This is a genomic window from Eubacterium sp. An11 (genome assembly GCF_002161065.1).
In the GTDB taxonomy this organism is placed as follows: Bacteria; Bacillota; Clostridia; order Lachnospirales; family Lachnospiraceae; genus Anaerobutyricum; species Anaerobutyricum faecale.
The window spans coordinates 89,187-102,240 of sequence record NZ_NFLV01000003.1 but is presented as its reverse complement, the minus strand read 5'-3'; the positions used below and the strand labels follow the sequence as shown (position 1 = coordinate 102,240).

Sequence of the window (13,054 nt, the reverse complement as noted above, 5' to 3'; positions counted from 1 at the left end):
ACTCCAGGAGGTATATGGATGCACTCTACGTTAAAAAAACAGAATAAAACAGGCAGATGGAAAAATCCGGATTTTTATATTACGTTATCATTTCTGTCCTATTTTTTATTTATTTTGATGTTCCTATTTGCGCCCCATGTGATTGCTTTTCTTCATTTTGGTAAGACAGTCGCGCAGGTGCTCACAATTATTTTTCTCATTGCCGGCGCTCTTTTTTCCGGCATTGGAAACTGGTTCGGATTTGAATATGAAGTGTATCCGGGCTGTATGGAAGAGCCTTCGCAGGAAGTGCTGGAAGAACTGGACGCCATGCTGCAGGATCGGAGGAGAGAACTGCAGGAAGCTAAACGTGAACATGCAGGGGAACAGAACTGAAACAGAAGAACTGCCGCAAAGAGATCTGTCCGCACGGCTGTGGTGTACCGGAACCGGTATACAGTACGCCCCGGTCCGGATGTCTTTGCGGCGGTTCTTTTTTTGTCCGGAACAAAAAAGGAACCCTTTGTCTGTATTTGACAGAAGAAAATCATCTACGTATAATAAAACCATTAAGAAAAGAAACAGAGGAGAGAAGAGAAATGTTTATTTGCAGAGAAGATTATCCGGTGGCAGATACAAAGTATGGAAGGCTGAGAGGGTATTATCTGGATGGCTGTTTTATGTTCCAGGGAATCAAGTATGCCGACGCGAAACGATTTCAGATGCCTGTGGAGCCGGAAGCGTGGGAGGGCGTCAAAGACGCTCTTTCTTATGGTTATGTGGCGGAAATCATGAAAAAACCGGTGGCAAATAATGAAATTATGGTACCGCATCAGTACTGGCCATCCCGGGAAGACTGCCAGTATCTGAATATCTGGTCTCCGTCTATGGAGAAGGACGCACGAAGACCGGTGATGGTATGGATTCACGGAGGAGCCTTTGATGACGGATCTTCCATCGAGCAGGTGGCCTATGAGGGAAGGAATCTTTGTATCCATGAAGATGTGGTGGTGGTTTCGGTCAATCATCGTCTGAACATTCTTGGTTACTGGGATCTGTCAGAGATTGACGAAAGCTACTGGAACACCGGCAATCTGGGCAACGCAGATCTGACAGCGGCGCTTCGCTGGATTCGGGATAATATCGCTGCTTTCGGCGGTGATCCGGATAACGTTACTTTATTTGGACAGTCCGGCGGAGGAATGAAGGTGCTGACGCTGATGCAGACGCCGGAAGCCAATACCTTATTTCATAAAGGAATCGTGCAGAGCGGCGTGATCGGGAACATGTTCGACCAGGATAAGGCAGTGAACCACGCTTTTACGGAGAAGTTAAAAGAAAGAGGTCTGGCGGACAGAGAAACTCTGGAAAATATGCCGTACCGGCGTCTGGTGGAAGTATACACCGGTATAGAGGCGGAACTTGCCGCAGAAGGATATGTGGTGACCCGCTGCCCGGTGCAGAATGACTATTATCTGGGAAATCCTCTGAAAAATGGCTTCTGTGACAGAGCAAAGGAGATTCCACTGATCGTGGGAAGTGTGTTTGGTGAATTTGATTTTGATCACGGTATCAACGGAAAAGAAAAGTATTCCGACGAAGATGTAAAGCAGATGCTCCGGGCACAGCTTGGCGACGGAGCGGAGGCGCTGGCGGAACTTTTTAAAGAAACATATCCGGACAAGCATATCCTCGATCTGTTGTCTCTGGATAACTTCATCCGTTCCACAGAGATCGCTTTGATCAAAGAACGGAGCAAATCGCCGGAGAGTAAGACGTATTCTTATATGTTCACCTACAATTTTGCTCTGGACGGAGGAAAACCGGCATGGCATTGTTCGGAACTTCCGTTTGTGTTCCGAAATATAGAAAAAGTTCCGGTCTGCAATGATTCTCCGGAGACAAAGGTGCTGGAAAGACAGATGAGTTCTGCCTGGGCGCAGTTTGCCCGCACCGGAGCACCGGCGTTTACAGATGACAAAGAAGCACCGGAAACAGGATGCCCTGCATGGCCGGTCTGCGAACCAGGAAAAGAGCAGGTCATGATCTTCGACAAGAAATGTGAAGTGAGAGTGAATTATGACCATGCTTTGATCGCTCTCCATGAACAGTATTTTGATGGAGCTTCGCGGCTGAAAGCGGATAATGTGCAGCATTAGAGCAGGAAAAAAGAGTGACCGGTCAGGGCCTGAAAATGGAAATAAACCAGGAAAAATGCGGGTGCAACCCCAGGTAGCAAAGATGCAACCGCAAGGTGGTGGCCAAAAATGGCAGAAAACAGTATGTTGTAAGGGAAAGGAGAAGCCATGACATTTGGTGAGAAATTACAGAGACTTCGAAAGGAGGCAGGGCTTTCCCAAGAGGAGCTGGCCGGACGGCTGCATGTCTCCCGACAGGCAGTGAGCAAATGGGAGAGAAATGAAAGTTATCCGGAGACAGAAAAACTCATACGTATGGGACAGCTCTTTGATGTGACACTTGACGAGCTGCTGCAGGAAAAGAGAAAGATGACCGACGACGGCGATGCGATAGCAGCGGAGACAGATAAAACAGAAATAGCAGACGCAGTGCCGAATCCGGAAGTGGTGAGGAAAGACCAGATGATTGTTGATCTGGCATCTGCAGAAAGTTTTCTGAATCTGCAGAAGAAAAAGACGGAACGAACGGCGGCGGCCGCAGGATTGCTGATAGGCAGTCTGGCATTTTCTTTTTTGGATGCCGATGCCGGCATTGTATTGTTCCTGATCTGTTTCATCGCAGGGATGGTCGTGCTGTTTTCTGTCCGGTTTATGGATGATCCCTTTTGGAACTTCTGGAAGACTCCTCTGGCTCTCGAACGGGAAGCGGAGGAGAAAGTCCGGAAAGAGTATGAGAGAGGAAAAGGCAGGCATACTTTCTGGAATCTGGCCGGTATCGTTTTCATCGCGGTGGGGCTTTTGATCTGTCCTGTTATCATCCCGGCGGAGCAGGAGACTCTGGATATGATGATCATGGGAATGGGAATGATCCTCGCAGGAGCCGGCGTATTTTGCTGTGCATGCATGGCCGGCTGGCGGCGGGCGTACAGACTTCTTCTTTTCAATGAGAATTTTCAGAATCAGAAAGGAAAGAGAAGAAAATGAAAAAGAAAACAGCGATAATATCAGGGGTTTTTTGTGTGATGAGTGCCCTGGTCTGCCTCGGCGGCTGCCACAGCCGCGTCAATGCACCGGAGACAACAACGGAAAAACAGGATATTTTTCAAAGCGGGGAATTTTCAGATAATGTGAATGAAATCGCCAAAGCCCAGAAGATCGTGGTGGTGCCGATCAAGGATGAGTCAGGCGCTGTGTCAGAAGATACAGAAAATGAGGTTGTCATCACTGATAAAGATGAGGTGCGGAAGTTTGCGGATAAACTCACCGACAACATAACCGGATGGAAACCATGCAGTCTGCCGGAAGATGCGGTTCCGAATGGAAAGTTTATATTTTATGTTCAGGAGACTTTGAAAGCAGGACAGAAACCAGAGGACCGGAAGTATGTGAAAGCGTCAGAAATGACTGTTTATAAGGAAAGTTCCTGTGTGACAGTGCAGATGGATTCGGTGCTGGATCTGTCGGTGAATCTGGAAGTGCCGCAGGAGACGGCAGATTATCTATCGGGCTTTTTTGAATAATGAACAGGAGAATGGGCAGTCAGACAGAATGTTTCTTGTAACGGGGAAGCAGCCATGCTTGTCGAAATGAATCAATGACATTTGTGGAAATGAGAAAAAAGAAGGGGTTCCGCTCTACACGGAGTGGAACCCTTTTCCGATAATTTCGCTGGTGTTTGAGATAAGAAGAAAAGCATCCGGCGAATTTCTTTTTATGTAATTTCGGAGCTTGACAGCTTCCACACGGCTCAGCGCTGTCATGATAATATACTTGTCCTGTCCGGTAAAAGCACCTTTTGCATTGACGATCGTCGCGCCCCTGTGCAGTGTATTTTCGATGAAATCACAGATCGGTTTCGGGTCGGAACAGACGATATTAAAATACTTGGACAGATTCAGACTCTCGATGAATCCGTCGATCATGAAAGAACGTACCGCCAGTCCCACGAAGGAATAAAGACCGGTTTTGATATCAAATATAAAGCATCCGGCAAGTGTGATGAAAAAATCTGAAGCCAGCAGCGCGCTTCCGATATCAAAGCTGGTATATTTTTTTACGATCATGGCGATGACATCCGTGCCGCCGCTGGAAGCGCCCAGATTAAAAAGAATCGCGGAGCCGACAGACGGCAGGGCAATGGCAAATACAAGTTCCAGCATGGGCTCATTGGTCAGCGGGGCTGACATGGGATAAATCCGCTCCAGAGCAGAAAGGGCAACTGATAAAAGAATGGTGCAGTATGCTGTTTTGGCAGCGAATCCTTTTCCGAGGACCAGGAGTCCCAAAATTAAAAGCAGGATATTTGCCACAAAAGAAAAGTCGCTGGCGGAAATAAGTCCCGTCTTAGCTACCAGAACGGCCAGACCGGTGATCCCCCCGAAAGTAAAGTTGTTGGGAAATTTAAAAAAGTAAATACCGGCCGCCATGATAATGGTACTGATGGTCAACAGCATAAAGTATTTGATTTTCAGCTTCATAGTGCTCTCCTTTACAAAATAAATGATATCAGCTATAAAAATGCTACATTGCAGATAATTTTGTAAAAAAAGTGAATTTTCTTTCGCAAATTCATTGTACCGCGGCGTTTATGGTCCGTCAACTGCCATTTTGAAATATTTACAGGAAAAAATGTTCCGGAATGCAATTTCCTATGCAATAAAAAATAGACCAGTCAGATGACTGGTCGTACTCTTTTATCAATTGCCTGGGAGCGATGCCAACACATGACATTTACCTAGATGACGGCGCTGAAACAGGACTTACTGTTGTTATAATTATAATAGCACAGTAAAATAAAAAAGTCAATGCATTTTTCAGAATGACTTTTACGGAAAGTCAAAAATGGATTTGAGAATTCCCGCTTTCCGCAGCATGCCGAGCTCCTTTGCGTACTGACCAGTCTGTTCCTGTGAATAAAGCAGGTTGGCGAAGATGTCTGCAATCTGAATGAGCCTGTTTTCCGAGGAATCAAAATAGGCCACGCTGAAATGGCCGCGGGCGGAACCGCCCACCACCAGCTCCGTATTCAGATAATTTTCCAGAAAATGCCTGGCTTCTTTTTTTTCGTTGCGTTCATCCAGCTGCAGGTGGCAGTCCTCATCAGGCAGCAAGCCTGTCCGGATAAAATGATCCAAAGCCAGGCGGATGGAGTAATTAAAAATACGGGCACTGTTTTCAAATAAGTGGGACTGCAATTCGTGATTGACCACCCGTATGTAATAAATCTCAAAATATTTGCTGCGGGTAAAATAATCCACAAACCGGAGTTTCATGTCCCGGTCAAACTGTACGCCTTTCAATTCCCGAAACTTACCGTTGCGGAACATCTTGCCGCCGGTCTTTAGTACCTTTCCCGTATGAGGTTCGGTCTTGTCTTCATCCAGTTCCAGAAGGCGGGCATAATTGGACGATACAAAACGTTTAAAAGATTTGGACAGTCTGTCAATGTCCAGCACGTGGATCATGGCGATGATAAAATGGTGATTCGGTGCGGCATGCCGGTCAATGGAACCGGATTCATCAATGTATATGTTCATATATACCTCCTGTTTTCATCAGTCGGCCGGCGCAGCGCAGCTCTGCCGTTCGATCATAAAGTGCGGCACAATGATTTTGGTAGCCAGAAGTCCGGGATTCTCGATGTGGTTGATCATCTGGGAAGCGGCTTCAATGCCCAGCTGACGGGAATTGATGTCAATGGAAGTCAGCTGCGGCGACGACAGTTTGGAAAAGAGAGAGTTATTAAAGGAGATGATGGATAAATCCTCCGGTATATGCAGATGAAGTATAAAAGCGGTCTTTTCCAGAACCATGGCAAGGATGTCATCGCTGACCAGCACGGCGGTGGGCCGGTCATCTCCGGAAAGAAAATGAAGCAGCGCATCGTTTTCTTCCTTTGGCACCTGCGGCATTTCCAGATAATAACTTTCCTCGAAAGGGACATTGTTTTCTGCCAGGGCGAGCATGTAGCCGGCCTTCCGGTCAGCAGAGAAAATCCGCTTTAAATCGGTGCCCACATAGCCGATCTTCCGGTGTCCTAAGGCATACAGATAATTGACCGCTTCTCTGGCAGCCAGGATATTATCGTTGTCAATACAGATGGTTTCACCCGGATACTGGGATGCCTTGCCGATCTGAACAAAAAGAATCCCGTTCTCATAGAGATAATCGATGATGGGATCCTGTTCATTGGAATAGAGCAGGATAATGCCGTCCAGATGATTCTCTTTGACCATGGTCCGGATGGCGGACAGCAGTTCTTCGTTGGTGGAACCGGTGATCAGGGTGGTGAAATATTGTTTTTGGTTGCAGAAAAGGCTGATGCCGCGCATGGTTTCCAGAAAAAATGCATTCTCATACGTGTCATCCTCGGAAACAGGAAGGACAATGCCGATGGTCTTGTTATTGGGCATGGAAACACTGCCGTTTCCCGGCTCATAACCCAGCTGCTGCATTGCCTTGCGCACCCGTTCCTTCGTCTGGGCACTGATGGAAGGGTGGTCGGAGCATGTTCTCGATACGGTTGAGGGAGAAACTCCCGCAAGTTTTGCGACTTCTTTTATGGTAACGTTCATGAAAAATGCCTCCTGTGTTGTGTTTCTTGGTTTTCCTGTATGAATATGAATCGCGATATTTTTCTGAATGAAAATCTTATCTTAAACAGGGTATGTTATTTTGCGAATGTTGTCCTTATGAAATGTACTGCTGCATTGATTGCCTGTACTATAATTCATTATAGAAAAAATGAAAGAAAAAGTCAATAAATGCGTTTGCGTAATGTTTGCATTAAAATTGCGTAAATAATATTGGGGTTTGTGTCGTTGGATATTTTGAATAAATTTAACTATGATTTTTTGTGAAAAACACAGAATCTGTAAGAAAATTGAAAATAATAATTGAAAAATGAAAGTTTAAGGAGTATATTTAATGCAAATAAAGCGCAAATATAACGCAAAAATAATGCAACAAAAAACTTAGCACAAGCACAATGGAGGAGAGCAAATGAAAAAAACAACGATTCTGGCTCCGGTTAAGGGAAAAGTAATTCCCCTGGAGCAGGTCCCGGATGAGGTTTTTGCCGAGAAGGTTCTTGGCGATGGTGTGGCCATTATTCCGGAAGAGGGAAAAATCTACAGTCCGGTGGACGGAACTATCACAACGATCACAGATTCTCTGCACGCTTATGGGTTTGAGACTGAGGACGGCGTGCAGATGATCGTGCATTTCGGTCTGGAGACCGTGAATCTTAAGGGAAAAGGATTTGTTTCCAAAGTGAAGGTCGGAGATAAGGTGAAAGCCGGAGATCTGGTGGCGGAAGTGGATCTGGATTACCTGAAAAATCACCATGTGGAGACGATCACTCCGGTCATCGTCTGCGGAGGCATTCCATACGATGAACTGATGTTTCAGTACGGAGAAACCGAGGCAAAGGACGTGCTGATCCGGACGAAAGAGTCTCAGCCGGCGGCAGAGCCGGTGGGGAGCGGTCAGTCTGCCGGGGCCAGTCAGGGAGAAGGCGGCCGGGAAATAAAGAGAAATAAAAAAGCCGTAAAAGAAAATAAAGAAGTTACAAAAGAAACAAAAAAGAGAGCCGATAAAGGAGAAAAGAAGAAGTTTCCGATTAATTTTGACTTCCTGCAGAAACTGGGGAAGGTACTGATGACCGTTATCGCCGTGATGCCGGCGGCTGGTCTGATGATCAGTATCGGTAACCTGATCGTCATTGTGGGCGGAGATATCTCCGTGGTCAACACCATCGGTACGACGGTATCGGAAATCGGCTGGGGTATCATCAATAACCTGCATATCCTGTTTGCAGCTGCCATCGGCGGTTCCTGGGCGAAGGAGCGGGCCGGCGGAGCCTTTGCCGCAGTGATTGCGTTCTGTTTGATCAACGTAATTACCGGCGCAGTGCTGGGAGTGAGCAGCGACATGCTGGCAGATCCCAATGCTGTGACCCACACACTTTTTGGACAGGAGATTCTGGTAGCGGATTATTTTGTGGATATTTTAGGAAAGCCTGCTTTGAACATGGGCGTGTTTGTGGGTATTATCTCCGGTTTTGTGGGAGCCAATGCTTATAACAAATATTATAACTTCCGCAAGCTGCCGGATGCCCTTTCGTTCTTCAACGGAAAACGTTTCGTGCCGCTGGTTGTCGTCTTTTATTCCGCAGTGACAGCCATCATTTTGAGTATCATCTGGCCGGTGGTACAGACAGGAATCAACAACTTTGGTATCTGGATTGCCAATTCCTCCGATACCTCCCCGATCCTGGCGCCGTTTGTGTACGGAACTCTGGAGCGTCTGCTGCTGCCGTTTGGTCTTCATCATATGCTGACCATCCCGATGAACTATACTTCCTTCGGAGGAACTTACACGATTCTCACGGGAGCCAACGCCGGAACCCAGGTGTTCGGACAGGATCCGCTGTGGCTTGCATGGGTAACAGATTTGATCAACTTAAAAGACGCCGGCGATATGGCGGCATATCAGAACCTGTTGACAACGGTGACCCCGGCCCGCTTCAAGGTGGGTCAGATGATCGGCGCCACCGGCCTGCTTCTTGGTATCGCACTCGCCATGTACAGGAGAGTAGAACCGGGCAGAAAGAAACAGTATAAATCTATCTTTTTCTCCACCGTGGCAGCCGTATTCCTGACCGGTGTCACAGAGCCTCTGGAGTTCATGTTCATGTTTGCGGCGCTGCCGTTATACATCATTTACGCCATTTTACAGGGATGTGCTTTCGCCATGGCGGGTATCGTTGATCTGCGTCTGCATTCTTTCGGAAACCTGGAGTTTATCACAAGAATCCCGATGTCCATAAAGGCGGGACTCGGCGGAGATATCATTCATTTCCTGATCTGTGTGGTAATATTCTTTGTCATTGGTTATTTCGTCGCCTACTTTATGATCGGCAAGTTTAAGTACGCAACGCCGGGACGTCTTGGAAACTATATGGAAGAAGAGGAAGAAGAAGGCGGAAAAGCTTCCGCCGGACAGGGCAGCGAGAAGGCAGAAAGAATCATCGCGCTGCTGGGTGGAAGAGAGAACATCACATTGGTGGACGCATGCATGACAAGACTTCGTGTGACGGTCAAAGATGTGGATAAAGTCGCTGACCTGCCGGCATGGAAAGCTGAGGGTGCCATGGGACTGATCAAAAAGGACAATGGGATCCAGGCGGTGTACGGTCCGAAGGCGGATGTGCTGAAATCTGATATCAATGATATCTTATAAAGGATGATGGAGAGGCAGGCGGCTTATATTGCCAGATTCCGGAAGGAATGATATCCTGAATAATAACAAAATTCTTTGCAATAGAACGGGAGTGTGAGAAATGATCATACTGACTTTAAATATGAACAGTCATGCCCGGGATTTTCGCCGGGAGGAGCTGGACGAGACAATACATTTCCTGGCAGAGTATATTCTTGAGCACCGGGTAGACATCGTGGCGCTGCAGGAATGCGGGCAGACTTGCTGTGCGGCGGTCTGGGAAGGGGAGATTCCCGACGGATTTCATTCCTGCGGCAGCGGCATTGCTGTAAAAGAAGATAATGCCGCGGGCCTTCTGGCCCGGGCTCTTGCTGAAGCAGGTCAGCCCTGTGAATGGACCTGGGGCAGTGTGAAGCAGGGATATGGAAAATATGACGAAGGTCTCGCTATTTTCAGCCGGCATCCCATCCGGGAGACAGACTTTTTTACGATTTCCCGCCAGGACGCCTACGATAACTGGAAGACCCGGAAAGTTCTCGGAGTCTCGGTGCGGATAGACGGGACGGTCTGCTGGTTTTATAATGCCCACATGGGATGGTGGCAGGATGAGGAAGAGCCGTTTCAGGAGCAGATGCGGCGGCTGCAGGGACACATTTTCTCTGGTCCGGATACATGCAGAAATGTGTTTCCGCCGGGACTTTGTTCCTGCAAAATAGATTATCGTATGTCAGAAGGGGACGCCGCTCTTCCTCAGAAGGAACCCGCTGTATTTCTGATGGGTGATTTTAATAGTCCGGCAGATATTCCGGATGAGGGGTACGCCATGGTAAAGGCGCTGGGGTGGAAAGACACCTGGGAGCTGGCTGAAGAAAAAGATGACGGTATCACCGTTCCGGGAGCTATCGACGGCTGGGAAGAGGAAAAGACGAAAGGCATGAGGATTGATTATATCTGGACAGCACAGGACGCACGGGTGCGCTCATCCCGGGTGATTTTTCACGGAAACACGGAACCGGTGATCTCCGATCACTTTGGCGTCGCCGTGGAGATGGATGTGCCTGTTGTGCGGATGGCAGACAAAAAGGATGAAGAGACAGGGAGGACACGGACATGAGGGAAAGCGGAATACTGCTCCCGGTGAGCAGCCTTCCGTCGAAGTATGGCATCGGCTGTTTTTCGGCGGAAGCTTATGAATTTATCGATCAACTGAAAGAAGCAGGACAGTCCTGCTGGCAGATTCTGCCGCTGGGGCCGACGGGGTACGGGGATTCTCCCTATCAGTCTTTTTCCACCTTTGCGGGCAATCCCTATTTCATTGACCTGGATTGTCTGATTTCTTATGGCTGGCTGACGAAGGAAGAGTGTGCGGCGGTTCCTTTCGGAGATAATCCCCGGTTTGTGGATTATGAGAAGTTATATAGCGGGCGTTTCCTGCTGCTGCGGAAGGCATTCCTGCGAAGCGGCATAGAGGAAGTGGATGATTTTCAGAATTTTGTAGCGGACAACACCATCTGGCTTCCGGATTATGCGCTGTATATGGCGCTCAAAAAAGAGAACGGGGAACGGCCGTGGACCCAGTGGGAGGACGGACTCCGTTTCCGGAATGCACAACTTTTGGATGAAAAGAGGACAGAACTGGCCGAAGATATCTGTTTTTATGAATTCCTTCAATATGAATTCCAGCGGCAGTGGAAGGAGTTGAAGGCTTACGCCAATAAACAGGGGATCAAGATTATCGGAGATATTCCGATTTATGTATCTTTAGACAGCGCGGACGCCTGGGCAGGCAAAGAACTCTTTCAGTTTGATGAGAATGGATACCCGCTGGCGGTGGCCGGCTGTCCGCCGGACGGATTTTCTGCCACGGGGCAGCTCTGGGGCAATCCTCTTTACGACTGGGAATATCACAAAAAGACCGGCTATCGCTGGTGGATGGAACGGCTGTCCTTCTGCTATTCCATGTACGATGTGGTTCGGATTGACCATTTCCGTGGATTTGATGAATACTATTCCATCCCTTACGGGGAGACCACAGCGGTGAACGGTCACTGGGAGAAAGGGCCGGGGCTGGAGCTTTTTCTCAAAGCAAAAGAAGTGCTGCCGGGTAAGGAAATCATTGCGGAAGACCTGGGCTATGTGACAGATTCCGTGCGGAAACTGGTGCAGGATACGGGCTTCCCGGGCATGAAGGTGCTGGAGTTTGCCTTTGATTCCAGGGATACCGGAAGTGCTTCCGATTATCTGCCGCACAATTATTCCACCAACTGTGTGGTTTACACCGGAACCCATGATAATGAGACGGCAACCGGGTGGTTCTGCCACGGACTAAAAGAGGAAGAAAAACAGATGGTCCGGGACTATTTCTGCGCGGAGAATACGCCCGATGAGGAAATGTACCTGACGCTGATCTGCGGTGCTATGCGAAGCGTGGCAAGACTCTGTGTTATTCCGATGCAGGATATTTTCGGGTATGGCAACGAGGCCAGGATCAATACTCCGTCCACCACAGGGGATAACTGGAAATGGCGTCTTCTGCCGGGCGAGTTTTCTCCGGAAATCCGCCGGAAATATGCCGATCTCACCAGACGATACGGCCGGACCGGAAAGAGGCAGAGGTAATGCTTTGGCAAACCAGGTGAGATTAGGGTGAATGAAACATAAAAAATAGAGGGATATTATAAAGATAAGAAGACAGATATTTCCCGGGGATACTCTTTCGGAGAATCGAGGAAAGCTCTGTCTTCTTTTTTGTGAAGAGATTTTGTCAACATTTTTATAAGACAGAAATTTGCTGAGTATTCTGTGATACAGTTCTCCGGGCCGTCCGCCATTTTCCGGGAGAACAGCCGTATTTTCGCTTAAACATCCGGTTGAAATAGGAGAGATTGTCGAATCCGCTTTTGCCTGCAATCTCCAGCACGGAATCGTCGCTGCTGCGAAGCATCCGTTCCGCCATGGTGAGCCGGTAGTCGTTTAGATATTCGATGAAACTGCGTCCCATGTGCATTTTAAAGAATTTCATGAAATGAGATTTGCTGTAATAGGTGAGCGATGCCATATCCTCGATGGTCACTGGCTCCGGATAATGTTCCTCCACATATTTCAGGATCGTTTTCAGTTTTTCCAGAGTTTTTGACGGAGAAGTGGTTTCTTCCTTGTTCTGGCGCTGATGAGAAACGAGGAGAAAAAAGAACCGGAAGAGGAAGCTTTTGACAGCCAGCTGATAACCTTCCGGCTTTGTGGCGCAGAGAAGATCGATCTGCCGGAAACAGTCGGAGACTTCTTCATAACAGACTGCTGCCGGAGTAAAAAAAGACACAGAAGGAATTTTCCCGGCCATGAGAGGATCAAAAAACTGCCGGGCGCACAGATCATCGTCGCCGGAAGTCAGGAGTTCTTTTTTGAAAATGATATTTTCGTACTCCATGGAATGGCTGCCGTCCTGCTCGATGGAATGGAGCTGGCCGGGACGGATAAAGACCAGATCGCCGGCGGACACCGGCTGGCGGTTTAAGTCCACAGACACCAGCCCGCGGCCCTTTTTTATGACGATCAGCTCAAATTCTGCATGCCAGTGAAGAGGAACCAGTGAGAAATCAAGCGGGATGGAGCAGAGATAGGTATTGTAGGGGAATTCAGAAACCGTATGGCTTTTGGTTTCGTGGTAATTTTGATATTCATTGAGATTCATAAAATCATGTTTCCTTTCCTATAAT

11 protein-coding genes are annotated in these 13,054 nt (G+C 48.0%); 7 read left to right on the top strand and 4 right to left on the bottom strand.

Annotated features, from left to right (window positions below):
• Positions 1-18: 18 nt before the first annotated feature.
• The 4 genes from B5E53_RS03815 to B5E53_RS03800 all read left to right on the top strand — a co-directional run bounded on the left by B5E53_RS03815 (position 19) and on the right by B5E53_RS03800 (position 3,637).
• Positions 19-375: a hypothetical protein gene (locus B5E53_RS03815; RefSeq protein ID WP_087312721.1), complete on the top strand. Its 357-nt coding sequence runs from the start codon at positions 19-21 to the stop codon at positions 373-375.
• 203 nt (positions 376-578) lie between these two features.
• Positions 579-2,138 (top strand): carboxylesterase family protein, encoded by a 1,560-nt coding sequence (locus B5E53_RS03810; RefSeq protein WP_087312720.1) that lies wholly within the window; start codon positions 579-581, stop codon positions 2,136-2,138.
• A 147-nt stretch (positions 2,139-2,285) separates the two neighbouring features.
• Entirely contained in the window at positions 2,286-3,101 is an 816-nt protein-coding gene (locus tag B5E53_RS03805) for a helix-turn-helix transcriptional regulator (RefSeq protein WP_087312719.1), read from the top strand.
• The gene (locus B5E53_RS03800) at positions 3,098-3,637 is read left to right on the top strand and encodes a hypothetical protein (protein WP_087312718.1); all 540 of its coding nucleotides are present in this window, start codon (positions 3,098-3,100) and stop codon (positions 3,635-3,637) included. Before B5E53_RS03805 ends, B5E53_RS03800 begins: the two co-directional genes overlap by 4 nt.
• A gap of 114 nt (positions 3,638-3,751) precedes the next feature.
• Here the strand turns inward: B5E53_RS03800 and B5E53_RS03795 are convergent, their stop codons facing one another.
• The 3 genes from B5E53_RS03795 to B5E53_RS03785 form a co-directional block, all read right to left on the bottom strand.
• Positions 3,752-4,594 carry a YitT family protein gene (locus tag B5E53_RS03795; RefSeq protein ID WP_087312717.1) on the bottom strand — a complete coding sequence of 281 codons (843 nt, stop codon included), beginning with the start codon at positions 4,592-4,594 and terminating at the stop codon, positions 3,752-3,754.
• Positions 4,595-4,942: 348 nt separating this feature from the next.
• Positions 4,943-5,653 (bottom strand): DUF3800 domain-containing protein, encoded by a 711-nt coding sequence (locus B5E53_RS03790; RefSeq protein ID WP_087312716.1) that lies wholly within the window; start codon positions 5,651-5,653, stop codon positions 4,943-4,945.
• Between the two features lie 18 nt (positions 5,654-5,671).
• Positions 5,672-6,691: a LacI family DNA-binding transcriptional regulator gene (locus B5E53_RS03785; RefSeq protein WP_087312715.1), complete on the bottom strand. Its 1,020-nt coding sequence runs from the start codon at positions 6,689-6,691 to the stop codon at positions 5,672-5,674.
• Between the two features lie 427 nt (positions 6,692-7,118).
• On the opposite strand from B5E53_RS03785, the gene B5E53_RS03780 reads away from it, so the two are divergent.
• From B5E53_RS03780 to malQ, 3 genes are all read left to right on the top strand, one after another.
• Positions 7,119-9,359, top strand: coding sequence for a PTS transporter subunit IIBC (locus B5E53_RS03780; RefSeq protein WP_087312714.1), 2,241 nt, complete (start codon positions 7,119-7,121; stop codon positions 9,357-9,359).
• 100 nt (positions 9,360-9,459) lie between these two features.
• Positions 9,460-10,452 (top strand): endonuclease/exonuclease/phosphatase family protein, encoded by a 993-nt coding sequence (locus B5E53_RS03775; protein WP_087312713.1) that lies wholly within the window; start codon positions 9,460-9,462, stop codon positions 10,450-10,452.
• The gene (gene malQ, locus B5E53_RS03770; RefSeq protein WP_087312712.1) at positions 10,449-11,957 is read left to right on the top strand and encodes a 4-alpha-glucanotransferase; all 1,509 of its coding nucleotides are present in this window, start codon (positions 10,449-10,451) and stop codon (positions 11,955-11,957) included. The genes B5E53_RS03775 and malQ overlap by 4 nt, the downstream gene beginning before the upstream one ends.
• Positions 11,958-12,111: 154 nt before the next feature.
• Here the strand turns inward: malQ and B5E53_RS03765 are convergent, their stop codons facing one another.
• Positions 12,112-13,029, bottom strand: a complete 918-nt coding sequence (locus tag B5E53_RS03765) for an AraC family transcriptional regulator (RefSeq protein WP_087312711.1) — start codon at positions 13,027-13,029, stop codon at positions 12,112-12,114.
• Positions 13,030-13,054: the final 25 nt, after the last annotated feature.